The sequence below is a fragment of the Bifidobacterium sp. LH_743 genome, assembly GCF_056355775.1.
Genome location: NZ_JBKESZ010000001.1, coordinates 498551 through 521411, shown reverse-complemented (window position 1 = coordinate 521411; position 22861 = coordinate 498551). Strand labels below are relative to the sequence as shown.

23 protein-coding genes and 1 tRNA gene are annotated in these 22861 nt (G+C 61.5%); 8 read left to right on the top strand and 16 right to left on the bottom strand.

Going from position 1 to position 22861, the window contains the following annotated elements:
- Window positions 1-10 precede the first annotated feature (10 nt).
- From AC1ATL_RS02200 to AC1ATL_RS02180, 5 genes are all read left to right on the top strand, one after another.
- Window positions 11-1327, top strand: a complete 1317-nt coding sequence (locus AC1ATL_RS02200; protein WP_476568360.1) for an amidohydrolase family protein — start codon at window positions 11-13, stop codon at window positions 1325-1327.
- Window positions 1328-1355: 28 nt separating this feature from the next.
- Window positions 1356-1820, top strand: a complete 465-nt coding sequence (locus AC1ATL_RS02195; protein ID WP_476568100.1) for a cupin domain-containing protein — start codon at window positions 1356-1358, stop codon at window positions 1818-1820.
- Between the two features lie 166 nt (window positions 1821-1986).
- Window positions 1987-2847 (top strand): ABC transporter substrate-binding protein, encoded by an 861-nt coding sequence (locus tag AC1ATL_RS02190; protein WP_476568098.1) that lies wholly within the window; start codon window positions 1987-1989, stop codon window positions 2845-2847.
- 30 nt (window positions 2848-2877) lie between these two features.
- Window positions 2878-3756, top strand: a complete 879-nt coding sequence (locus AC1ATL_RS02185) for an amino acid ABC transporter permease (RefSeq protein WP_476568096.1) — start codon at window positions 2878-2880, stop codon at window positions 3754-3756.
- On the top strand, window positions 3753-4499 hold the full coding sequence (locus tag AC1ATL_RS02180) for an amino acid ABC transporter ATP-binding protein (RefSeq protein WP_476568094.1): 747 nt from the start codon (window positions 3753-3755) through the stop codon (window positions 4497-4499). Before AC1ATL_RS02185 ends, AC1ATL_RS02180 begins: the two co-directional genes overlap by 4 nt.
- Window positions 4500-4608: 109 nt before the next feature.
- Here AC1ATL_RS02180 and AC1ATL_RS02175 read toward each other — a convergent pair whose 3' ends face one another.
- Window positions 4609-5418 (bottom strand): 5'-methylthioadenosine/S-adenosylhomocysteine nucleosidase, encoded by an 810-nt coding sequence (locus AC1ATL_RS02175; protein WP_476568092.1) that lies wholly within the window; start codon window positions 5416-5418, stop codon window positions 4609-4611.
- 157 nt (window positions 5419-5575) lie between these two features.
- Here AC1ATL_RS02175 and AC1ATL_RS02170 point away from each other — a divergent pair, with 157 nt between their 5' ends.
- Complete coding sequence (locus AC1ATL_RS02170; RefSeq protein WP_476568090.1) at window positions 5576-6412, top strand: ABC transporter substrate-binding protein; 837 nt, start codon at window positions 5576-5578, stop codon at window positions 6410-6412.
- A gap of 111 nt (window positions 6413-6523) precedes the next feature.
- On the opposite strand, the gene ribF is transcribed toward AC1ATL_RS02170, so the two are convergent.
- From ribF to nusA, 5 genes are all read right to left on the bottom strand, one after another.
- Entirely contained in the window at window positions 6524-7741 is a 1218-nt protein-coding gene (gene ribF, locus AC1ATL_RS02165) for a bifunctional riboflavin kinase/FMN adenylyltransferase (protein ID WP_476568088.1), read from the bottom strand.
- 78 nt (window positions 7742-7819) lie between these two features.
- A complete protein-coding gene (gene truB / locus AC1ATL_RS02160; protein WP_476568086.1) occupies window positions 7820-8878 on the bottom strand; it encodes a tRNA pseudouridine(55) synthase TruB in 1059 nt (352 codons plus the stop codon).
- The gene (gene rbfA / locus AC1ATL_RS02155; RefSeq protein WP_432623042.1) at window positions 8865-9368 is read right to left on the bottom strand and encodes a 30S ribosome-binding factor RbfA; all 504 of its coding nucleotides are present in this window, start codon (window positions 9366-9368) and stop codon (window positions 8865-8867) included. The genes truB and rbfA overlap by 14 nt, the downstream gene beginning before the upstream one ends.
- A 112-nt stretch (window positions 9369-9480) precedes the next feature.
- Window positions 9481-12258, bottom strand: coding sequence for a translation initiation factor IF-2 (gene infB / locus AC1ATL_RS02150; protein ID WP_476568083.1), 2778 nt, complete (start codon window positions 12256-12258; stop codon window positions 9481-9483).
- A gap of 213 nt (window positions 12259-12471) precedes the next feature.
- Complete coding sequence (gene nusA, locus AC1ATL_RS02145) at window positions 12472-13524, bottom strand: transcription termination factor NusA (RefSeq protein ID WP_026646490.1); 1053 nt, start codon at window positions 13522-13524, stop codon at window positions 12472-12474.
- 77 nt (window positions 13525-13601) lie between these two features.
- On the opposite strand from nusA, the gene AC1ATL_RS02140 reads away from it, so the two are divergent.
- Entirely contained in the window at window positions 13602-14468 is an 867-nt protein-coding gene (locus tag AC1ATL_RS02140) for a hypothetical protein (protein ID WP_476568081.1), read from the top strand.
- A 138-nt stretch (window positions 14469-14606) separates the two neighbouring features.
- Window positions 14607-14692 (top strand) — tRNA-Ser (locus AC1ATL_RS02135).
- Window positions 14693-14794: 102 nt separating this feature from the next.
- Here AC1ATL_RS02135 and AC1ATL_RS02130 read toward each other — a convergent pair.
- From AC1ATL_RS02130 to AC1ATL_RS02085, 10 genes are all read right to left on the bottom strand, one after another.
- The gene (locus AC1ATL_RS02130; protein WP_476568079.1) at window positions 14795-15595 is read right to left on the bottom strand and encodes a transglutaminase family protein; all 801 of its coding nucleotides are present in this window, start codon (window positions 15593-15595) and stop codon (window positions 14795-14797) included.
- A gap of 39 nt (window positions 15596-15634) precedes the next feature.
- Window positions 15635-17815 carry a circularly permuted type 2 ATP-grasp protein gene (locus tag AC1ATL_RS02125; protein WP_476568077.1) on the bottom strand — a complete coding sequence of 727 codons (2181 nt, stop codon included), beginning with the start codon at window positions 17813-17815 and terminating at the stop codon, window positions 15635-15637.
- Window positions 17816-18014: 199 nt separating this feature from the next.
- Window positions 18015-18935 carry a tRNA pseudouridine(38-40) synthase TruA gene (gene truA / locus AC1ATL_RS02120; protein ID WP_476568075.1) on the bottom strand — a complete coding sequence of 307 codons (921 nt, stop codon included), beginning with the start codon at window positions 18933-18935 and terminating at the stop codon, window positions 18015-18017.
- Between the two features lie 97 nt (window positions 18936-19032).
- Window positions 19033-19530, bottom strand: a complete 498-nt coding sequence (gene rplQ, locus AC1ATL_RS02115; RefSeq protein WP_432623054.1) for a 50S ribosomal protein L17 — start codon at window positions 19528-19530, stop codon at window positions 19033-19035.
- A gap of 88 nt (window positions 19531-19618) precedes the next feature.
- On the bottom strand, window positions 19619-20617 hold the full coding sequence (locus tag AC1ATL_RS02110; protein ID WP_476568072.1) for a DNA-directed RNA polymerase subunit alpha: 999 nt from the start codon (window positions 20615-20617) through the stop codon (window positions 19619-19621).
- Window positions 20618-20697: 80 nt separating this feature from the next.
- A complete protein-coding gene (rpsK, locus tag AC1ATL_RS02105) occupies window positions 20698-21096 on the bottom strand; it encodes a 30S ribosomal protein S11 (RefSeq protein WP_003808141.1) in 399 nt (132 codons plus the stop codon).
- Between the two features lie 84 nt (window positions 21097-21180).
- Window positions 21181-21558, bottom strand: a complete 378-nt coding sequence (gene rpsM / locus AC1ATL_RS02100) for a 30S ribosomal protein S13 (RefSeq protein ID WP_026641530.1) — start codon at window positions 21556-21558, stop codon at window positions 21181-21183.
- Window positions 21559-21696: 138 nt separating this feature from the next.
- On the bottom strand, window positions 21697-21810 hold the full coding sequence (gene rpmJ, locus AC1ATL_RS02095) for a 50S ribosomal protein L36 (protein ID WP_003808136.1): 114 nt from the start codon (window positions 21808-21810) through the stop codon (window positions 21697-21699).
- A 22-nt stretch (window positions 21811-21832) separates the two neighbouring features.
- Complete coding sequence (gene infA, locus AC1ATL_RS02090; protein ID WP_003808114.1) at window positions 21833-22051, bottom strand: translation initiation factor IF-1; 219 nt, start codon at window positions 22049-22051, stop codon at window positions 21833-21835.
- 147 nt (window positions 22052-22198) lie between these two features.
- Window positions 22199-22759, bottom strand: coding sequence for an adenylate kinase (locus AC1ATL_RS02085; protein ID WP_476568067.1), 561 nt, complete (start codon window positions 22757-22759; stop codon window positions 22199-22201).
- Window positions 22760-22861: the final 102 nt, after the last annotated feature.

Genomic DNA, 22861 nt, shown 5'->3' with positions numbered 1-22861 from the left:
CAGCTCCCCCATGGTGATTCCCGTCACCGGACCGGTCATCGTCGACGGAGCCGTGGCGGTCGCCGCCAACCGAGTCGTGCATGTGGGCACGCGAAAATGGGTTCTTGACGCGCTGAAACGTGATATGGCCTCTTCCGGCCGTATCACGGAACGCCACTGGCACGGTCTGATCACCCCGGGACTCATCAACGCGCACACCCACCTGCAGTATACGAACATGGCCGAAGTGGGACGGGGCACCTACGACCGGTTCCGCGCATGGGAAATCGGCTTCAACGAGGTGTATGCGCGGCTGCAGGAGACCCGCCCCTGGAAGGAATCCGCGTATCAAGGAGCCCGCATGCTTGTGGAGTCGGGCACCACCGCCGCGGCCGACATCGTCACCGATCCGGAGGCCGTGGGGGCGCTCGCCTCGCAAGGCATGCACGGCATCGCCTACTGGGAGGTCATGGGCTGGCATAACGACGATTGGAAGACCGAAGGCATCCAGGAGCTGCTTAACAACCTCGGGCACATGCACGAGGAGGGGCTGCCCAGCATCGGCATCAGCCCCCATGCGCCGTATACCTTGGAATCCGAGCCTTTCGTCGATCTGCCCGACATCGCGCGGCAACTGGATATGCGCCTGCATATCCATCTCGCCGAAACGCCGATGGAAGCAGGAAACCGCGACACCACGCTCACCACGTATTCGGCGGCCGACTGGCGCGACGGACAGTGGGCCAGTTACCGGCAGCTCAAGGATGCCGGAAAGGGCGCTTCCGCGATCCAGTTCGTCGACCAGCTGGGATCGCTCGGCCCCGACGTGCATATCGCGCACGGCGTGTGGGCGGACGCCGAGGACCGCCGAATCCTCAGGCAGCGCGGCGTCGGCGTGGCCCTGTGCCCGCGTTCCAATCGCATCACCGTGACCGGCAAGGACGCTCCGATTCGCGAATACCTGGAGGAAGGCAATCTCCTGGCCATCGGCACCGACTCGCTGTCGAGCTCGCCCAGCCTGGATGTGCTCGACGATGCCGCCATGGTCTACGACCTCGCGCGCGAGCAGGGATACAGGCGTGACGATCTGACGCACCGCATCATCCGCATGGTCACGCTCGGCGGAGCCGAGGAAATGGGCATGCACGTGGGCGCCGGACGCATCGGCCAGATCAACGCCGGAGCCACGGCCGACCTGGCGTTCTTCGACATTCCCGTCGGCACTGACTCGCCGCATGCCATCGAACAGACCTTGGAGGATTTCGTCCGCCACGGAGCCGGCACCAATCGTGCGACCATCATTTCCGGCAATATCGTCTACAACGACGGCGCGTTCGACCTTCGCTGACATCAAGCTCCACAACGAAAGGAATATCATGAGTGTCCCACTTAATCGGATGAGCGACTATGCCCGTGGCGTGGTCGCCGACCTGGGTCTCGAAGCCCATCCGGAAGGCGGATGGTATGTGCGCGACTGGCAGTCGCCGCAGACGGACGAAGCCTCGCACCGACCCCTATCCTCGCTGATCTACTTCCTTCTGCCGGAGGGAGACATGAGCGCCTGGCATAAGGTGGACGCCGACGAAATCTGGCTATGGCATGGCCCCGCCCCAGTCACGCTGCAATTGGGCGGCACGGGCGATTCGCCCGCCACTGACGACGAGGTGGAATCCATCGTGTTGGGCACGGTGATCGCCAACGACGGCGCGCATGGAATTCCCGTCGGTCATGCGGTGGTGCCCGCCGGGGTCTGGCAGCGCACCGTTCCAGGAAAGGGCGACGCGCTCGTCTCCTGCGTGGTCAGCCCGGGTTTCGTGTTCGAAGGGTTCACGCTCGAATAACGGAAAACATTCGATATGCATTACCAAATTTCGATACGCATTACCAAATAATGCGATATCGCGTGCGTGGCTTCGGAAATATCAATAGGCTATAGTGACGCACGTTCATCATGGACAGGAAGAATCGCGTTTCATACGCGGTATTTGAAGTCAGGGGTAAAGAAAAATGGCATTCTCCAGCAGAAAATTCATGCGTGCGGCAGCGGCGTTGGTCTCCATCGCCGCGCTGACGCTGTCCGCCGCATGCGGATCCGATTCCAGCGCCAAGTCGTCCGAATCCGACAGCTCGGACATCACGCAGCAAACCGTCACTCCCGGCAAGCTGACCATCGCCACCGGTGACCCGGCCTACGAGCCGTGGGTCATGAACGACAAGCCGGAATCCGGCAAGGGGTATGAGGCGGCCGTGGCGTACGCCGTCGCCGAGAAGATGGGCTTCAAGAAGTCCGATGTGGTGTGGACCCGCACCACATTCGATTCCGCCATCGCGCCGGGCGCCAAGGACTGGGATATGAACATCCAGCAGTTCGGCATCACCCCCGAACGAAAGAAGGCCGTGGACTTCTCCGCCAGCTATTACAACGACTCCCAAGGCATCATCGTCAAGAAGGACGGCAAATACGCCAAGGCCAAGAGCCTGAGCGACCTGAAGGACGCCACCGTCGGCGCGATGGTGGGCACCGAAGGCTACAAGTACGCCAAGAAGATCAAGGATGACGTGCAGACCTTCAACGATGATTCCGCCGTGGCCCAGGCGCTTGACGCCGGACAGATCGACGCGCTGGTGACCAGCACCGTCGAATGCGTGTACATGGTCCAGTCCGATCAGGTCAAGGACGCCATGGTGCTCGGCCGCATCGCCGGCTCCACCGACCCGAACGGCATGGGCATCGTGCTGCCGAAGGATTCCAAGCTCACCTCCGCAGCCTCCAAGGCCGTGAAGGAATTGGATTCCGACGGCACCATCAAGGCCCTGCAGGACAAGTGGCTGGCTGAATACACCACCGATCTGACGGAACTCAAGTAAGTCCGCCATACAATCCAAGGAATTCACTTCATGAGCATTACGGATAACGGTACGGACAGCCTCGCCGGCCATCAGACCAGCGAGGTCGAGCTTTCCCGGCGCGCCTACCGCAAACAGCAGCAGCTGAAATCGGTCGTTACCAGCCTGATCAGCACCATCGTGCTGGCGGCCATCATCGCCGTCGGGCTGAAGATGTCCCCCGGCTGGCCGCGGGTCAAGGAGACGTTCTTCTCCGCCGAATACTTCGCCAAATCGTTCCCCAAGGTCCTTGACGGTCTGTGGCTGAACGTGAAGGTTCTGGCCGTGGCGGTCGTGGGCGTGGCCATTTTCGCCACCCTGCTGGCCTTGGTGCGCACCAGCAACAATCCGGTGCTGTTCCCGTTGCGCGCCTTGGCCGCGCTGTACACCACGGTGATGCGCGGCGTGCCGATGATCGTGGTGCTCTACCTCATCGGCTTCGGCATCCCCGGACTGGGCATTTTCGGCCGTATCGATCCGTCGATCCTGGGCACCATCGCCGTGATCATGGGCTATTCCGCATATGTGGCTGAGGTGCTGCGAGCCGGCTTCAACGATGTGCATCCGTCCCAGCGCGCGTCCGCGCGTTCGCTGGGACTCACGGCGGGACAGACCACTCGTATGATCGTCATCCCGCAGGCGTTGCGCAAGGTGGCTCCGGCGTTGATGAACGACTTCATCTCCATGCAGAAGGATGTGGGATTGATTTCGGTGCTGGGTGCCGTGGACGCGGTCCGCGCGGCCCAGATCGAAGTGGCCAGCACCTACAACTTCACCCCCTATGTGGTGGCCAGTCTGCTGTTCATCCTGATGAGCGTGCCGTTCATCCTGCTGAACGACTGGTATACGGCACGTTTGCGCAAGCGTGAATTGAGCGGAGGCACGGTATGAGCGACATGAACACTCCGGTACTGCGATTGGACGGCATCCGGAAATCCTTCAACGGCAACGAAGTGCTCAAAGGCATCTCGTTCGACGTTAACCAGCATGAGGTCGTGGCGCTGCTCGGTCCGTCCGGATCGGGCAAATCGACGTTGATGAAATGCGTGAATCTTCTGGAGCAGGTGGATGACGGCCAGATCTGGCTGGCGGACACCGACATCACCGATCCGCGCGTGCATCAGGACGAGATCCGCTCCCGCATCGGCGTGGTGTTCCAGCAGTTCAATCTGTTCCCGCACATGTCGGTGATGAAGAACGTCACCCTCGCCGCGATCAAGGTCCACCATTGGCATAAGGACAAGGCGGAGGCCCGTGCGCTGGAGCTGCTCGACCGCATCGGCATGCGGGCCAAGGCGGGCGCCTATCCGGACCAGCTGTCCGGCGGACAGCAGCAGCGCGTGGCCATCGCCCGCGCGTTGATGACGAATCCGGAACTGCTGCTGCTCGACGAGATCACATCGGCGCTCGACCCGATGCTGGTCGGCGAGGTGCTTGACATGGTATCCGAGCTCAAGGAGCAGGGAACCACCATCCTCATGGCCACCCACGAGATGAGCTTCGCCCATGATGCGGCGGACCGTATCGTGCTGCTGCGCCATGGCGTCATCGCCGAGAACGGTTCGCCTCGGGAGGTCATGGACGAATCGCAGGATCCGGAGACCCGGGAATTCTTCTCTCACTTCCGCAACTAGGCCACGCGTTCCACGTCGTCTTTGCAAAACGGCCGTTGCCTCTTTGAATGCGCCTGCATTCCAGAGAGGCAACGGCCGTTTTCCATAGACCTGTGACGAGCCTGTACGGTCAGCGTCCCGGATTGACTCGTCCTTCGGCCACCATATCGATGACGCCCAGTCCTATCGAAGCGGCCGCCCGCGCCGCGTCGACCAGATCGTTCTGGTGGTCGTCCAACGATTCGTAGGATTCACCGCACTGGTTGCTGATGGCCCGGATGGCCAGGAACGGCACGTAGTTCTTCGTGCAGATGTGCGCCGCGGCGGTTCCTTCCATCTCCTCGCAGTCCGCATGCACCGTGGCCCTGATGCGTTCGAGGACGTCCGGATCCGTATTGAATTGGTCGCTTGTCGCGATGGTGCCGCATACGAAACGCCGTCCCCCGTCTTCCGGCGACCCGGCCGGCGATCCGTCGGAAGCGGCATCCTGCCCCATCGCAAGTTCACGCAGCGACGGGACCCTGCCCCATCCCTGCCGTAGCAGCACGTCCAAGGCAGCGTCGCGCAGCGCCTCGTCGGATGTGAAGGATTCCTTCCAAGGCGCGCATTCCGCGATGATCGGAGTGTTCGTCTCCAAGTAATGCAACTGGTCTCCGACCACGATGTCCCCGACCCGCAAAGCCGGATTCAGTCCCCCTGCGATGCCGCTGAAGACGAGGACGTCCGGCTCATAACGGTCGATCAGCATCTGGGATGCCGCTCCGGCGCTGACGGAGCCCATGCCGCCTTCGCCCACGACCAGCCGGATGCCACGATACGTTCCGACACCCACATCGACACCGCCGTGCCGTTCATGGGACGCGTCCTCGATCCGTTCGAGGAATGGCTTGGTTTCCTTGGCGAGCGCGCATTGCACGGCCACAGTGATGGTGTCGTTCATAAGCGCCGATTCTGTGCCAAGGCGCAGACAAACGTCAGGGGGTAATTCCGTTGAACACGTCATAACTATTCCCCATATCCCGCGCAGCATGTCGGTCGCATCGAAACGGTAATCTCCGAATGTTCATATATCCCAACTCACCAAATCGAGGTTTCCATTGTCCCGTTCACCACGTTTCCTTCGTCTGACAGCCGCGTTGCTGACCGTCGCCGCACTGGCCGGCACCAGCGCCTGCGGTTCCGGTTCCTCCGACCAATCCGCCCAGGACACGGTCTCCGCGGACACGCTCACGGTCGCCACCGGAGAACCGGCCTATGAGCCGTGGGTGATCGACAACAAACCGGAAAGCGGCAAGGGATACGAATCGGCCCTGATATACGCCATCGCGGACAAACTCGGCTATTCCAAGAAGCAGGTCACGTGGAAACGCACCACGTTCGACGCCGCCATCGCTCCGGGAACCAAGGACTGGGACCTCAACATCCAGCAGTTCTCCATCACCGACCAGCGCAAGAAGGCCGTCGACTTCTCCCCGAGCTACTACAATCCGACGCAGTCCATCGTGGTGCGTGGCGATTCGAAGTACGCGTCGGCCACGTCCCTGAACGATTTCAAGGGCGCCACGATCGGAGCCATGGTCGGCACCACTTCCTATGACTATGCCAAGCAGAAGCTCAGCTCCGACGTGCAGACCTTCAACGACAACGCGACGCTGGCCCAGGCGCTGGACGCCGACCAGATCGACGCGCTGGTCATGGACACTCCGGCCGCGGTCAATGTGGCGACGTCGTCACAGGTGAAGAACGGCAAGGTCGTCGGCCAGATTCCGGGTTCCGAGGACAAGCAGGGCATGGGCATCGTGCTGCCGAAGGATTCGCCGCTGACCTCGAAGGTGTCCAAGGCCCTCAACGAGCTGAAGAAGGACGGCACGCTGGAGAAGCTGCAGAACACTTGGCTGAAGGCGTACACCACGGATATCCCGACGTTGAAGTGACGGTTACCGGACGCCCGTAGACATGGGCGAAGAAATGTGCCGGATGGCGATGACGTCATCCGGCACATTTTTTAAATTTCGCGCGATTCAGGATTCGCGCGATACTGGCTTTCACGCGGTGAGGCGCTTCGTTTCCTCGACGTTGCGTTTCAGCTCAGCGACAAGGTCGTCGGCCGAATCGAATCTAATCTGCGGGCGCAGGAAGCCCACGAATTCCACACGCGCCTGATGGCCGTACAAATCCAGCCAATCGTCGGTGATGGCGTAGGCCTCGACCACTCGTTGCGCGTCCCCGTTCTCGTTGAACGTGGGTTTGGTGCCGATGGAGATGGCGGCAGGCCAACGATATGGCGATTGCGTGGCCAGTCGCGCGGCCGCCGAGGATGAATCATATTGCCGGGATACGCCGTCCGCCGGCTTCTCTTCGGCTTCGGCCGGTTTCTCCCCCAGATCGACCAGCCATCCGGCGTACACGCCATCCACCGGCAGGTATCCCTCCACGTTCTCGCTGAGATTGGCAGTGGGGAATCCGATGGTGCGGCCGCGTTCCTCGCCATGCACCACGGTTCCCTCCACGGCATGCGCGTGTCCGAGAATCGCGTCGGCGTCCTTGATACGGCCCCGTCCCAGCAGATAACGCACATTGGTGGAGCTCCACACGCGGACCGCCTTGGCCTGGTGCTTCTTGCTCCATGCACGGCGTTCGGCCTTCGAGGCGCCTGCCAGCGGATCGGAGGGCTCGCCGGGTTCCAACGGCATGACGGGCTTGGCGTTGACGGGCACGCGGGTCTCCCCCGGCCCCAGATCGTTCACGACATCCAGCTGGAACACGCCAGTGGCGAGCGCGAGATTCTCGATGGCCTTCACGTTCCCCGCGCGTTCCGCGCCCATGGCCGCGTCGGCACCGAGCACCAGCGTGCGCATGCCAAGCTTGCCGACCAGCTGTCCAAGGAAGAAACGGTACGATTTCGCCGCGAACGCCATCGTGTAGCGCACGATGAGCGTGTAGTCCACGCCGATGGCGTCGATGGCGCGCAGACGCTCGTCCACACTGGTCAGCGCTTCCGTGTCGCGCACACCGGCTTCCGGATCCTGGCCGTCATGCTGGGCCGCATACGCATGCGCCATTGCTGGACGTGGATCGAACAGCACCACCACGGAGAACGCCTTCTCCTGCTCGGCGAGTTCGGCCACACGGCGGATGACCGCCTGATGGCCCTGATGCATGCCGTCGAACGAGCCGACGGTCACCACGGATTTCTTGTCATTGCTCAGGGTTGGCCAATCCACCATGCCGTTGGCATCGGGGGTAAGCGTGATCGTTTTCATATGTCCTTCTTGTTGTGGTTTGTCTCTGTCTGTCGATCCGCCGGTCCCGTCATATGACGGTTTGGGCCGGCCCATGGTTCAGTTGAATACCGCGACCGGCTTGGCTTCGCCTTTTTTTGCCCGTTCTACGATTGCGACCAAATCGTTGGTTTCGGGAACGTACGCCGCCATGGTTCCGCGGATGTCCCTGGCGATTCGGCGGCCGAACCGCAGGTCCGCCGCCTCCCGTTCGTACACTGGCAGCATATCCATGGAGGCGGCGGCGCTGGCGACCAGATCGAGCGCATAGTCGACCGCATGATCGGCGTCGTCGAGCACCGCGCGGTTGCGTGTCACTTCGACGCCGTCGCGGTTGATGAAGGTTTTGGATTCCGTGTGCGCGGTCATGACGTTCGGCGCGTCCACCGAGAAACGTCCGACGCGGATGCGCCGCAGCATCGTCAGATGGCCTCCGAGGCCGAGCTCCTCGCCCAAATCGCGACCCAGCGCACGGATATAGGTTCCCGCCGAGCAGGCCACCCGCACGTCGATTTCCATAACCGGTTGCATGTCTGGTTCAGTCGAACCGGCATTCCAAGCTTCGTCCGGGGAAATATCGGCCGCGACGTCAAGCGGAGCTCCCGCGCGTGCGGACGATGCATAGCCGTAGCGCACGGCGGAGACGTGGAATTCCGAGATGGTCACCGGACGGGCCTTGAGGTCCACGTCCTTGCCTTCGCGGGCCAGATCGTACGCGCGCTGGCCGTTGATTTTGATGGCCGAATAGGAGTTCGGCACTTGTTCGATACGCCCGGTGAAATGTTCGGCGATCGTCGCTTCGATGGCCTGTCGGGACGGGAATTCGATCGCAGTCCATTCCGTCGGCAGCAGTTCGCCGTCCGCATCGTCCGTGTCGGTGCGCTGGCCAAGCCTGATGGTGGCCAGGTACGTCTTATCGTGGTCCACGATGTAGTTGAGCAGACGGGTGGCATTGCCGAAACCGACCACCAACACACCGGTGGCCATCGGATCGAGCGTGCCGGCATGGCCGACACGCTTCATGTGCAGCGCTCCCCGCACGGCAGCGACGACATCATGGCTGGTGACGCCACGCGGCTTGTCGATGACCAGCAGACCGGAGATGTCAGGCTTCGTCATCGTCCCAATCCTCGACCTCGACGTCATCGTCATCGTCGAAATCGCGATCGTCGGATTCGTCGTCATGCTTATACGGGTCGGCGTCGCCGGCATACTGCGCGTTGGCTCGCGCCTTGGCGAGCTCCTCGTCGCGCTTGCGTGCCAGCGCAAGGATGTCCTCGATCTCGTGCGCCTCTCCCGGCACCTCGTCGAAGATGAATTCCAGCTGCGGGGTGAGACGCAGACCGGCCTTGGTGCCCACCAGGGAGCGCAGACGTCCCTTCGCCTGGTTCAGAGCCTGCTGTGCGCGGCGGCGTTCGCCCTGCTCGTGCCCCTCATGGCCAAGCTGGGTCCAGTAGACCTTCGCGATCTGCAGATCGTTGGTGACGCGCACCTCGGTGATGGTCACGTTGGCGAGGCGCTTGTCATGCAGTTGCGCCTCCATGGAGGATGCGATCACGCGCTGGATCAGCGCCGCGATGCGCGCGGCGCGGGGATTGGTTCCTGCCATTGGTTTCCTTTGATGAAAGTTCGTGTTGTATCACGGAACGCCCGCAGTCGTGAACCGGCTGTGGGCGTTCCTTTTTTTCAATGTCTATCGTCCGGAAGAACGAAGCGTTCGGCTACTTCCGCTCGATCTCGCGCATCTCGAAGGTCTCGATGATGTCGCCGATCTCGATGTCGTTGAAGGAGCCGAGGTTGATGCCCGCCTCGTAGCCTTCCTTGACGGACTGCACATCGTCCTTGAAACGACGCAGCGAGGAGATCTCGAGGTCGTTGACGGTGGCGATGCCGTTGCGCAGGATACGGCACTTCGTACCGCGCTTGACCTCGCCGTCCTGGACCATGACGCCGGCGATGTTGCCGAACTTGGAGGAGCGGAAGATCTCGCGGATCTCGGAATGGGAGGTGACGACCTCTTCGAATTCCGGCTTGAGCATGCCCTTGAGGGATGCCTCGATATCCTCGATGGCCTTGTAGATGACCGAGTAGTACTTGATCTCCACGCCTTCGCGCTCGGCCAGATCGGCCACCTGGCGGTTCGGACGGACGTTGAAGCCGATGATGACGGCCTTGTCCACGGTGGCCAGGTTGACATCGTTCTGGGTGATGGCACCGACGCCGCGGTGGATCACCTGGATGCCGACCTCGTCGGACACCTCGATCTTCATCAAGGAATCTTCCAGCGCCTCGACGGAGCCGGAGGAATCGCCCTTGATGACGATGTTGAGCATATCCACCTCGGACTTGGCGAACTGCTCCTTGAGGCTTTCGAGCGAGACGACCTTGCGGCGCTTGGCCAGCTGGGCGGCACGCTCGGTGGCCTGACGCTTCTCGGCGATCTGACGCGCGGTGCGGTCGTCGGAGGCCACCAGGAAGAGGTCGCCTGCGGTCGGCACGGAGGTCAGACCCAGCACCTGCACAGGAGTGGACGGGCCGGCTTCCTTCATATGCTTGCCGTTCTCGTCAAGCATGGCGCGGACACGACCATAGGAGGTGCCGGCCACGATGGCGTCGCCGATATGGAGGGTACCGGACTGCACCAGCACCGTGGCCACCGCGCCGCGACCCTTGTCAAGTCGGGCTTCGACGGTGGCGCCGCGGGCGTCCATATCCGGGTTGGCGCGCAGGTCGAGTTCCGCGTCGGCGGTGAGCAGCACCGCTTCGAGCAGCTTGTCGACGTTGGTGCCCTGCTTCGCGGAGATGTCGACGAACATGGTGTTGCCGCCGTACTCCTCCGGAACCAGACCGTATTCGGTGAGCTGTCCGCGGACCTTCTCCGGGTTCGCGCCCTGCTTATCGATCTTGTTGACGGCCACCACGATCGGCACATGCGCGGCCTGCGCATGGTTGATGGCTTCCACGGTCTGCGGCATCACACCGTCGTCGGCGGCGACCACGAGGATCGCGACGTCGGTGAGTTCGGCGCCACGGGCACGCATGGCGGTGAAGGCTTCGTGGCCCGGGGTATCGAGGAACGTGATCTTGCGCGGTTCGCCCTCGAGGTTGACGGTCACCTGGTATGCGCCGATGCGCTGGGTGATGCCGCCGGCCTCGCCTTCGATGACGTTGGTGCGGCGGATGGTGTCCAGCAGTCGGGTCTTACCATGGTCGACATGGCCCATGACGGTGACGACCGGCGGACGCGGCTTCAGGTCCTCGTCCTCCTGCAGCTCCTCTTCATCAAGGTTGATGTCGAACTGCTGCAGCAGCTCCTTGTCCTCCTCTTCGGCGGACACGATCTTGATGTTCCAGCCGATCTCCTCGCCGAGGATCTGGAAGGTGGCCTCATCCAAGGACTGGGTGGCCGTGGCCATCTCGCCGAGATGGAACAGCACGGTGACCAGAGCCGCCGGATTGACGTTGATCTTCTCGGCCAGGTCGGCAAGGGACGCGCCCTGACGCAGACGGACTTCCTGTCCGTTGCCGGTCGGAATGCGCACGCCGCCGATGACCGGAGCCTTCATCTCCTGGAATTCATGACGCTTCGCCAGACGGTTCTTACGGGCCTTCGAGGACTTGCCTCCCTGACGTCCGAACGCGCCGGCTGCGCCGCCACGTCCGCGTCCGCCACGTGCCGGACCGTTGCTCGGGGCGCTGTTGCCACCCTGGAATCCACCGCCGTTGCCGCCGAAACGGTTGCCGCCGGCAGGACGCTGACCGCCCTGACCCGGACGATGCTGTCCCCACTGTCCCGGCTTCGCGCCGCCCTGGCCCGGACGGCCGCGGAATCCGCCGCGCTGGCCCGGACGGCCGCCACGACGTCCCTCGCCATTGTTGACGGTCGGACGGTTCATCGGATGCGGACGCGGGATATCACCCGGAGTCGGGGTGTGCATGCCCTGCTTGCGGCTGAACGGGTTGTTGCCCGGACGCGGTCCCGGAGCGTGCGGCTTCGCGCCGTTGGCGCCATTGCCGCCCTGCGGGGCGTTGCCACGCTGGGAACGGGGTCCCGGAACGGCCGACGGACGACCGGACTGATGGCGTTCGCCGCCCTGCGGGCGCGGGGAGTTTCCGTTATTGCGATTGCCGTGCTGACGGGATTCGCCCGGACGCGGGGCGCGCTGGCCCGGCTTCGGAGCTTCGGACCGGGAACCGGGACGATGCGGCTTCGGAGCAGCCGGAGCGGACGGCTTCGGCGTGCCTGCGGCAACGCCCGGACGCGGTGCGGAATGGGAAGGCTGCGGAGTCGGCTTCCTGGCCGGCGCGGACTTCTTGGATTCGGATGCGTTGCCCTGCGCGTTGGATGCGAATGCGGCTTTCAGCCTACGTGCGACAGGGGGTTCAACGGTGGACGATGCGGACTTCACGAATTCGCCCATCGCCTCAAGTTTGTTCAAAACGGTTTTGCTATCGACGCCAAGTTGCTTGGCAAGTTCATATACGCGTGCTTTCGGCACTCAATTCTCCTATCCCGGGCCGCGCGCATACGGGCGCGACCGCTACTGATTCACGGCGAGCTTGTTCCTTCTCATCGTGCAACCATGTTCGTGATACCTCGTCTTTTCCCTGGGCGCGACGGGCTTGGCCGGCGCGCTTTGGACTGTCGAGTCCAGCATACTCAAGCCCGTGGATTGTACATCCACGGGCTTGTTGGTTGCTGGAAGTGTTGTTTATTCCGCGGTTTCGGCGTCGGAATGGTCCGCCTGCTCCGCCATCTTCTTGGCGTGCGCCTCGGCGGATTCGATGCCAATCTTCCAACCGGTCAGCTTGGCGGCGAGACGCGCGTTCTGTCCTTCCTTGCCGATGGCGAGGGACAGCTGGTCATCGTGGATGAAGGCGATAGCGGTCTTGTTCTTCTCGCTGATCACCTGCACGCCGGTGGCGACCGCCGGGGACAGCGCCGCGGCGACGAATTTCGCCGGGTCCGCGGACCAATCGACGATGTCGATCTTCTCGGGTCCGAGGTTCTCCATGACGGCGCGCACACGGGCTCCACCAGGGCCAATCAGAGCACCCTTCGGATTGACGCCCTCGGTGTTGGCGCGGACGGCGATCTTGGTACGGGCGCCGGCCTCACGTGCGATGGCCATAATCGAAACCGCGCCGGAAACCAGCTCCGGAACCTCACGCTCGAACAGGCGGCGCACCAGCTCCGGATGGGAGCGGGACACCACGATCTCCGGTCCCTTCAGACCTCGCGCCACATTCACCACATACACGCGGATGCGTTCGCCATGACGGTAACGCTCACCGGGCACCTGCTCACGACGCGGCAGTAACGCCTCGACGTCGCCCACCGCCACATGCACGTTGGACGTGTCCTTGACGTCCTGTTGGACGATGCCGGTGATGAGCTTGCCCTTCTGTCCAGAGAAGGCGCCGAACACTTTGTCGTCCTCGGCCTTGCGGAACAGCTGGCTGATCACCTGACGTGCGGTCGCGGCGGCCAGACGGCCGAAATCATGCGGGGTGTCGTCATATTCCTCGCCCAAGGTCGGCGCGGGATGCGGATTGTCCTCAGTCGGTTCGCCAGGAATCTCGTCCTGGGCCCAGACGGTGAAGCTTCCGGCGCGCGGATCAAGCTCCACACGGGCGTGCTTCGCAGCGTGCGGTGTTTTCAGATATGCCAGTCGCAATGCTTCCGAGAGTGCGGCATCCAGCGTCTCGGGATCGATTCCCTGCCCAGCGGCGAGCTGGTGCATTCCTGCCAGGTCCAGTTCCATACTTCCAAGACCTCCTGTATGAAGTTATTCCGAGCGCATGGCCCAATGGTCACAGTCGGATATTATTCTAATGATTCATGCAGACACGTGCCCCTTCCCTTCGTTCGATTCCTTCCATCGCGAAACGCGTCTGCGCGACCCTCTGCGTCGGACTCGCGCTGTCGTCGCTGACAGCCTGCTCCATGCCGCGAATCGCAGGCAAGGATGAGGCCGAACAGCAGCAGAGCCCCTGCGAAAAAGCGTATCTTGACGCCTCCGGAAACGACACCATCGCACTTGACCAACGGCAACCCATCATCCGCCGGCATTTCGCGGCGCATCAGGCAATCTCGTCATGGACGGATACCGCCGCATACTGCCCGTCCCGTTTCGCCGACGGCACATTGCGCAGCGCAAGGGCACGGCACATCGCACGCACGCTGGCCGACCGGCTGTCGATCGCCGTCGAGCCAATCACCCTGTCCCGATTCGACGACATCGAATCGCTCGATGTCGATTCCGCATCGCTTGATGCGATGGCCAAAGCCGAGGACAAGGCCGGATTCGCGATGACGCTGTTCGCCGCACGTTCCATCGGCCACGCGACCCTCGACATCGCGGATCGGCACAAGACAACGTCGCAACGGCTCGTTTCATTCTCCGGCGACGCCGACGACCGCGGAAAAACGTACGACACGACCAGCCTGCTCGCCAATCCCGACACGATCGTCGATCCGGCGACCGGTCTCCTGGCCCCCACCGACGCCACCATCGAAATGAACTGCGCGCGCGCCGAGATCGCGGCGATCGAGAAAAGCTCCAATGCCGCGAAATCGCAATCGACGAGCGCGAGGGAGCAATCCCTCGGCGTGCTTGCCGGGCTGATCGCGGACCGTGTCGAATTGGCGCTTGACTGGGGTTATCCGTCCTTCGACGAGGCGTTGTTCGGAGAGGACGCGCAGTAGCGGACAAAGCATGAACGCGCCGGGCACACCGGACGCGCAACGTGACACGCCTGAAATTCCGCCATCCAAGCCCAACCGATTTGACAATCACCGATGCTGTGGCAGAATAGTCAAGTTGCTTGTTCTCAGGCAACGAATGGATAAGTGTCCGAGCGGTCTAAGGAGCACGCCTCGAAAGCGTGTGAGGGCGAACCCCTCCGCGAGTTCGAATCTCGCCTTATCCGCAAGCAATAAAGGTTGGAACAATGGCGTTCCAGCCTTTTTGTTTATTCCTTGTTTATCGCCTTGCGCGTGTCATCGGACGTCCATTTTCCGTCCATGCACATCTACGCGTCCCGTTCATGCACGGAGGCGTTCACCCACTGGCTCTGCCGCACATCGCATCCGGAGAAGATGCCGATATCGAGCATGCAGTCGCGGTAATCACGGCCGTGGGCGATGGTGATGTAGTTGTCGTCGACCATGCGGTTATGTGTCGGGTCCAAGCCGATCCAGCGCCCGCCATAATAGACCTCCACCCATGCATGCGTGGCGCCTTCACCGCACAGCAGGCCCGCGATGTATCGCGCGGCGAGACCGACATGTCGGCAGACCGACAGCATGACGTGCGCGTAGTCCTGGCATACGCCTTTGCGCTGTGCAAACGCCTCCTCGGCGGTGGTGCGGATGGTGGTGGACGCCGGCGTGTAGACGAACGCGCGGTACACTTCATCCATCACCACCTTGGCTTGGTCGATGGGTGTGCTGTCGGATGGCAAGGTACCGATACGCGCCTTGCATATGTCGATCAGCCGTTCGATGGCGGGCCCCGGCACCGTCAAGGCCGAGTTGAACCGGTACAACGGCTTGAATATCTCGGATTTGATATGCGCGTTGTCCACGAAGGCGATGCCCGTCACCGAATAATTGAACATGGTGTGTGGTTCGGGGATGAACCCGGTCATCACCACGGAATCGAAGGAATCGATGGTGGTTTCAAGTTCCGTTTCCGGTTCGAGCTTGACGGCCACGTCGATCACCTGCTGGCGCGGACCGGTCGCCGGAATGCAACGCAACTGAAAACGATGGTCGGTCACAGGCGAGCTGAACGAAAGTTTCATCTCATAATCGAACGCCAGTTTCTTCACATCGTCTCCTCAACGGTATCGCCGATTCCCCAGGAAATGTCAGATGCGCGCCGCATCCATATCCATGGTATTCAGCATGCCGAGATCCTTCAGGCCCTTTGTTGAAATGCGGCCATCGAAATCGTCAAGCAGCACGCCGAGCTTTTCGGCGAGCGCGCCATATCCTCGCTGCGGCAACTGCCCGACCAGCCAACGCAATCCTTCGGCGAAGCATTGCGGCACGGGCAGTCCCTGCAGGGGCATGAGGTATTTGGCCAGCTTGGTCAGCGGCGCCTTGAGCTCGTCCATACGGTATCCGAAGCGCGTGTACAGGTCGAGACGCTCTATATATTTGCCTACGAAGATGAAGGATTTCAATGTCGGATCAACCGGCGAATCCTCCACTCCTCCCCAGAATGCGAGCATGTTGTCCGCGATGTCGCGATGTTTGAAGATATCGGCATCCGCGCCGGTGCATTCCGACGCCTCCACAATGGAGCCCATGGCCAGCTCCACCTGCTGCAACGAACGTGAACCGAGTTCCGGACGGAGAATCACCGCGTTGTTGAACGCGTAGACGATGGCGCTGCGCACGGAATCCGGATTGCTCTCGTCATAGAGGAAACTGTGGATGAACGCGTCGAAGTCCTCGAAATCCTCCGGCAGGTCGAGCGCGCGTGCGAACGGTCGGAACGCGTCCACATCCGTGTCCATCACGCGGTCGTAGAACGGGAAGAACTGGCTCAACGTGGTGAACACGCGTTCCGTGTACCGGCCAAGCCAGAACAGGTTGTCCGCCTTGGAGGCGGTGACGAGCGCCAGCGAATGCTTGCGCGATTGCTCCAGAACACGCACACTTTCCGAGCCCGGAGCGCAATCGTGCTCCACACCGGAACCTTTGGCCAGCACCCATGTGTCCTTGAAGCCACCGCCCTGCGACGAGTTGACGATCATCTGCCCCGGAACCGACGAATAGCGGGTCAATCCCGAATACCACACATGCGTGTTCTTGCCGGTCACCACAAATGCGCGAAGGTCGCATTTGCGCGGCTCCAGCTCGCCGGTCTCAGGATTGGCCACGTCGATGTCCCTGAATTGGATGACCTCCTGCGCTATGAACCGCCGGGGTTCGGCCTTGATGCGGTCGGCGAGCTCCTCGCGCTGTCTGGCATCGAGCGACGATCCGAACACCACTCCGTAACCGCCCGCTTCGGCGACGTCCTTGATGACGAGCTCGCCGAGCCGATCGAGTACTTCGTTGCGGTCCCGCTCGAACATCGGCATGTAGGTCGGCGCGTTGTGCAGAATCGGCTCCTCGCCGAGATAGTACCGGATCATGTCCGGCACGAAATAATAGATGGCCTTGTCGTCTGCCGCGCCGTTGCCGGGAGCGTTGACGATCGCCACATTGCCGGACCGGTAGGCGGACAATATTCCTGGCACGCCGATCACGGAGTCCGGATTGAAGGCGAACGGGTCGAGGTATTCGTCGGACAGTCTGCGGTAGACCACGCCGACCCGATGCCGTTTGCCTGAATAATCAAGGAAGTACAACTTGTTGTCCACCACTTCCAGATCTTCGGGGAACGCCAGGGCGGCACCGGTTTTCTCCGCCAGGTACGCATGTTCGAAGAACGCCGAATTGTATCGGCCCGGCGTCAACACGACTGCGATGCCGTCGGTGGAGACGAAGTCCATGGATTTGCGCAGCAGACGTGGATAATCGCGATTGTCGCGCACATGCACGTTACGGAACAGGCTCGGTGTGATTCTGCGTTCGATGTCACGCGCGAACAGCGGATAGCTGGCGCCCGACGGGATGCGCAGATTGTCCTCCAGCACCCACCATCGTCCATCCTGTCCCTGCACCAGATCCTCTCCGGCGATGTGGGCGAATATGCCGCCGGGAGGCATCACGCCGTTGACCTGCGGAAAATATCCGGAGGACGTGTACACGTACTCCTCCGGCACGACGCCGTCCTTGATGGCCCGCTTGTCGGAATAGATGTCGCGCAGATAGGCGTTCAATGCGTCGACGCGTTGTTTCAGACCGGCTTCCATCTCATCGAATTCGTCCGATTCGATGATGCGGGGAATCGGGTCGTACGGAAACAGACGGTCATGGTACGTGCCGTTCTGGTAAATGCCGAAACGCACACCGTTGCGGCTCAGCTCGCGATTGATGGCCTCCCTGTGGTCCACCAATTCCGTGGCCAACTTACGTGCGGCGGATTCAATCATCGTTTCACGCTCCTCTTCCCCACGCCGATGCGACGCATGCATGCCGTCGCGGCTCTCGCTGTGATAGAAGAGAACGTATCGGCCCACGGTTACCGGAAAGCGCAACGCATTGTTACGGCAATGTCTCGGTTATGGATTTGTTCGTTCGTCGTAACCCCATCGTGACATATCCCGCCGCATATCCCGTCACACGCACCAATCACAGCGTGCGTTTGGCGCGAATCGCCTCCGCCCGCACGGCGAGCTGGTCGTCGGCCGGATATTCGATATGCTCCAAAGTCAGCCCCTGCGGCGCGATTGGGCCTGTGGAACCTTCCCGCAATGGTGTGGCCATCTTTCCCGCGAACCAATCGAGCGAACGCTTGCCGATGCCGACCTGCACGCAGCCGTTGACGAGCGACCTGACCATATTGCGGGCAAAGGCGTCCGCGACGATCGTGAAGCAGACAAGTTCCGATTCCGCCGCCGGCGTGCGGTAGCGCTCCCCCATCGTCATGCCGTCACCGATCAGAGGACGCTGGGGAATGCGGCGCCAATACGCGGTCTTCACCTCGCGTATGGTGGTGCCTCCCGGATTGGGGGTTGCGAACGAGCCGAAATCGTGCAGGCCGATTGTCATCGCCGCGGCCTCGTTCATGGCTTCGATGTTGAGCCCGTTGTCGACGTGCAGGACGAAGTTCCTGGTACGGGGGTCGACTTCGCTGTTGCTGTCGGCGATGCGATACACATATGTGCGTTCCAGCGCGGAGAAACGCGCGTCGAAGCCGTCGGGGGCTTCGGAAATGGCATGTATCGAGATGTCGTCCGGCAGCATGCGACGCAGCCGTCGGGTCAGCGCGGTGATGGGCGGCACATCCATATGCCCGACGCAGCGCGCCAGCACGTCCTCATCGACGTCGAGATGGCATACCTGATGCGATGCGTGCACGCCCGTGTCGGTCCGACCGGCCACGGTCAGACGCAGCGGCTCGTCCGCGTCGTGCTCCGGCACGCGGAGCACGGTGTGCAGCGTTCGTTCGATCTCCCCCTGCACGGTGCGTATTTCGGGTTGTTTCGCCCATCCATAGAAATGGGTGCCGTCGTATGCCAAGTCGATGCGTAATCTCACGGCATCGAGCATAGCAAACGGCTGTCATAGCGGTACGTATACGAAAAGCGCATACAAAAAAGGCCAGGGACCTTTCGATCCCCGGCCTTCAATCAGCCAGAATAGTGACTCACTCGGCCTTTTCGGCAGTGGTCTCCTCGGCGGCGGCTTCCGGAGCCTCAGCAGCCGGCGCTTCAGCGGCCGGAGCTTCTGCAGCGGCGACTTTGGTCGCGGCTTCGGCTTCCTTCACCACGGCCTGCTTCGGGCTCACCGGCTCGGTGACGAGCTCGATGATGGCTGCCGGAGCGGCATCGCCGCGACGCGGAGCGATCTTGACGATGCGGGTGTAGCCGCCTTCGCGCTGCTCCATCTGCTCGGCGATCTCGGTGAACAGCTTGTGCACGACGGACTTGTTGCGGATGACGCGCATCACGCGACGACGGTTGTGCAGATCACCACGCTTGGCGAGCGTGATCAGACGCTCGGCCAGCGGACGAAGACGCTTGGCCTTCGGCAGGGTGGTGGTGATACGGCCGTTCTGGAACAGGCTGGTGGCCATGTTCGCGAGCATAAGACGCTCATGAGCCGGGCTGGAGGCCAGACGCGGACCCTTCTTTGGTGTAGGCATTGTTTCTCCTTGAAAGCCCCGTCGGATTCAGGTGGGCAATCGCCCGAACATCCGAATCCAACGAAGCGGTTAGGTCAAAAGTGGCGAATCACTCGTCTTCCGGCGAGAAGAAGGTGCCACCTTCGAGGTTGTTGGTATCGAAGTTGCCCAACGGGGAAGCCTTGAGGGCGAGACCCAGAGACTGGAGCTTCTCCTTGACTTCGTCGATGGACTTCATACCGAAATTGCGGATGTCGAGCAGATCCTGCTCGGTGTGGGTGACCAGCTCACCGATCGTGTGGATGCCTTCGCGCTTCAGGCAGTTGTAGCTGCGCTGGGTGAGGTTCAGATCCTCGATCGGAATGTTCATCTCCGGGTTGGTTTCCTCTGCTACCGGAGCAGGGCCAACCTCGACGCCTTCCGCCTGGGTGTTGAGCTCACGGCACAGACCGAAGAGCTCCACCAAGGTGGATCCTGCGGATGCGACCGCATCGCGCGGGGAGATTGCCGGCTTGGTCTCCACGTCCAGGATGAGCTTGTCGAAGTCAGTGCGCTGTTCAACGCGCGTGGCTTCCACACGATAGCTCACCTTGAGCACCGGGGAGTAAATCGAGTCGACCGGAATACGGCCGATCTCGGCATTATCCTGCTTGTTCATCTGGGCGGGCACATAACCGCGGCCACGTTCGACGGTGAACTCGATCTCGAGCTCGCCATCCTCCGCGAGGGTTGCGATATGCATGTCCGGATTGGCGATGGTGACGCCGGCCGGCGGGGTGATATCACCCGCGGTGGCCTCGCCCTTGCCGCTCTTGCGCAGATACATGACAACCGGCTCATCGTATTCGCTGGTGAGCACGATGCCCTTGATGTTCAGCAGGATCTCGGTAACGTCCTCTTCAACACCCGGCAGAGTGGTGAACTCATGCGGGACGCCGGAGATACGCACCGAAGTCACAGCCGCTCCCGGAATGGAGCTCAGGAGGGTGCGGCGCAGCGAGTTGCCAAGCGTATAGCCGAAACCAGGCTCAAGAGGCTCGATGGTAAAGCGGGAACGCTGAGGGTTGAGAGATTCCTCGGTAAGTGTCGGACGCTGTGCGATAAGCACTGTGGTTATCCTTTCAGCTTCAGGCCGGTGGTGCACTCACCGGCCATAAGCGGCGTTGGATTGATGATTTCTTCTAGTGCTCAGACGCGACGGCGCTTCGGAGGACGAACGCCGTTGTGTGCCTGCGGGGTGACGTCGGTGATGGAACCGACTTCGAGTCCGGCGGACTGCAGGGAACGGATAGCGGTCTCACGACCGGAACCCGGGCCCTTCACGAACACGTCGACCTTCTTGAGACCGTGCTCCATAGCCTTGCGGGCTGCGGATTCAGCGGCCATGCCAGCGGCGTACGGCGTGGACTTACGGGAGCCCTTGAAACCGACATCGCCACCGGACGCCCAGGACACGACAGCGCCGGACGGGTCGGTGATCGAAATAATGGTGTTGTTGAAAGTGGACTTGATGTGCGCCTGCCCAACCGGGACCGACTTGCGGTCGCGGCGACGCGGCTTGCGCGCGGCTTGCTTTTGAGCTGCCATTGACCCTCGTTTCCTAATAACGAATTTGCTTTGATGTCCAGACGATGGAACTCACGTCCCGTGGCCCGGACTGCCAACCACCGATTACTTGGTGGCCTTCTTCTTTCCGGCGACCGTGCGCTTCGGGCCCTTGCGGGTACGAGCATTGGTCTTGGTGCGCTGACCGCGCACAGGAAGTCCCTTACGGTGACGCTGGCCTTGATAGCAGTTGATCTGAATCTTACGACGGATGTCCGCATCGATTTCACGACGCAGATCGCCCTCGATCTTGTAATTGCCTTCGAGGTAATCACGCAGCGTGATCAGCTGCTCATCCGTCAGATCCTTGACGCGAGTATCCGGGTTGATACCGGTCGCGGCAAGCGTTTCCTTAGCGCGAGTGCGACCCACACCAAAGATGTAGGTGAGGGCGATCTCGATGCGCTTCTCATTGGGGATGTCGACTCCGGCAAGACGTGCCATTGCGATTCCTTCTGTTTTCCGCAGGTCTTGCACCGAGTCGTCCGGTTTCCCGGCCCGGGCCTGCGTACCCGGGGTTCATCTCGTTCTCACGAGCTGTGACTCAGCGCCTGTACTTTATTTGTGCCGCTGGATCTGCTCTCAGCCCTGGCGCTGCTTATGGCGCGGGTTGACGCAGATCACCATGACGCGGCCGTGACGACGGATCACGCGGCAGTTCTCGCAGATCCTCTTCACACTAGGGCTGACCTTCATGGTTTTCCTTTGCTTGTGTACCTTACTTGTAACGGTACGTAATACGGCCGCGGTTCAGATCGTATGGGCTCATTTCCAACACAACACGATCCTGCGGCAGAATGCGGATGTAGTTCTTCCTCATCTTGCCCGAGATGGTTGCGAGCACGATATGCTTGTTCTCGAGTTCGACACGAAACATCGCGTTCGGCAGTGCCTCCACCACCTGTCCTTCGACTTCAATCACACCGTCTTTAGCCATGAGCCTCGTTCCGTTCTTTGGCGATTACTACGCGTGCCCGAAGACACGCCAACTTGTAAGAGTACACGAAAGCGGGAACCAGGACACGTTCGGCGTGTCGCGATTCCCGCTTTCGTTGAAAATATGTTATTCTGCTTGTTTTTGCTTTCAGCCAAGCTCGGCCACGATGGTGGCCTGGATCTCGTCCACAGCGCCGACACCGTCGAAGGTCTTGAGCAGTCTGCGCTGACGATAGATGTCCAGCAGCGGCGCAGTTTCCTTGGCGTACACGTCAAGACGCTTGGCGATGGCCTCCGGAGTATCGTCGGAGCGGCCTTCGATCTCAGCACGCTTCTTCATGCGCTCCATAAGCACGTCATGGTCCGCATCAAGGGCGACCACTGCGTCAAGCGGGGTTCCCAGCTCGTCCAGAATGGCGTCCAGAGCTTCCACCTGGGAGGCATTGCGTGGATATCCATCAAGGATCCAGCCGTTCTTGGCATCGTCCATGGCCAGACGGTCCTTGACGATCTTGTTGGTGAGCTCGTCCGGAACGAGTTCGCCCTTGTCGATGTACTTGAGCGCCTCGACGCCCAGCTCGGTCTTGTTCTTGATGTTGTAACGGAAGATGTCTCCCGTGGAGATGGCAGGAATCCCGTAATGCTTGCTCAGCAGGGCGGCCTGGGTACCCTTGCCAACGCCTTGCGGTCCCATGATCAGCAGTCGCATGTTGTTTCTCTCCGTTTCGCTTGGTCCGTGAAGGACATTCGGATAATCGGTTGGTTACAAAAAATCGTGATACCGCCCCATTGCCGGGACGGTATCACGATC

Bases quoted from the DNA above. Each gene is read 5' to 3' on its own strand.
- AC1ATL_RS02200 (WP_476568360.1), top strand. From the start codon at position 11: ATGGTGATTCCCGTCACCGGACCGGTCATCGTCGACGGAGCCGTGGCG.
- AC1ATL_RS02195 (WP_476568100.1), top strand. From the start codon at position 1,356: ATGAGTGTCCCACTTAATCGGATGAGCGACTATGCCCGTGGCGTGGTC.
- AC1ATL_RS02190 (WP_476568098.1), top strand. From the start codon at position 1,987: ATGGCATTCTCCAGCAGAAAATTCATGCGTGCGGCAGCGGCGTTGGTC.
- AC1ATL_RS02185 (WP_476568096.1), top strand. From the start codon at position 2,878: ATGAGCATTACGGATAACGGTACGGACAGCCTCGCCGGCCATCAGACC.
- AC1ATL_RS02180 (WP_476568094.1), top strand. From the start codon at position 3,753: ATGAGCGACATGAACACTCCGGTACTGCGATTGGACGGCATCCGGAAA.
- AC1ATL_RS02175 (WP_476568092.1), bottom strand. From the start codon at position 5,418: ATGAACGACACCATCACTGTGGCCGTGCAATGCGCGCTCGCCAAGGAA.
- ribF (WP_476568088.1), bottom strand. From the start codon at position 7,741: ATGAAAACGATCACGCTTACCCCCGATGCCAACGGCATGGTGGATTGG.
- truB (WP_476568086.1), bottom strand. From the start codon at position 8,878: ATGACGAAGCCTGACATCTCCGGTCTGCTGGTCATCGACAAGCCGCGT.
- rbfA (WP_432623042.1), bottom strand. From the start codon at position 9,368: ATGGCAGGAACCAATCCCCGCGCCGCGCGCATCGCGGCGCTGATCCAG.
- nusA (WP_026646490.1), bottom strand. From the start codon at position 13,524: ATGGAACTGGACCTGGCAGGAATGCACCAGCTCGCCGCTGGGCAGGGA.
- AC1ATL_RS02140 (WP_476568081.1), top strand. From the start codon at position 13,602: ATGCAGACACGTGCCCCTTCCCTTCGTTCGATTCCTTCCATCGCGAAA.
- AC1ATL_RS02125 (WP_476568077.1), bottom strand. From the start codon at position 17,815: ATGATTGAATCCGCCGCACGTAAGTTGGCCACGGAATTGGTGGACCAC.
- truA (WP_476568075.1), bottom strand. From the start codon at position 18,935: ATGCTCGATGCCGTGAGATTACGCATCGACTTGGCATACGACGGCACC.
- rplQ (WP_432623054.1), bottom strand. From the start codon at position 19,530: ATGCCTACACCAAAGAAGGGTCCGCGTCTGGCCTCCAGCCCGGCTCAT.
- rpsK (WP_003808141.1), bottom strand. From the start codon at position 21,096: ATGGCAGCTCAAAAGCAAGCCGCGCGCAAGCCGCGTCGCCGCGACCGC.
- rpsM (WP_026641530.1), bottom strand. From the start codon at position 21,558: ATGGCACGTCTTGCCGGAGTCGACATCCCCAATGAGAAGCGCATCGAG.
- rpmJ (WP_003808136.1), bottom strand. From the start codon at position 21,810: ATGAAGGTCAGCCCTAGTGTGAAGAGGATCTGCGAGAACTGCCGCGTG.
- infA (WP_003808114.1), bottom strand. From the start codon at position 22,051: ATGGCTAAAGACGGTGTGATTGAAGTCGAAGGACAGGTGGTGGAGGCA.
- AC1ATL_RS02085 (WP_476568067.1), bottom strand. From the start codon at position 22,759: ATGCGACTGCTGATCATGGGACCGCAAGGCGTTGGCAAGGGTACCCAG.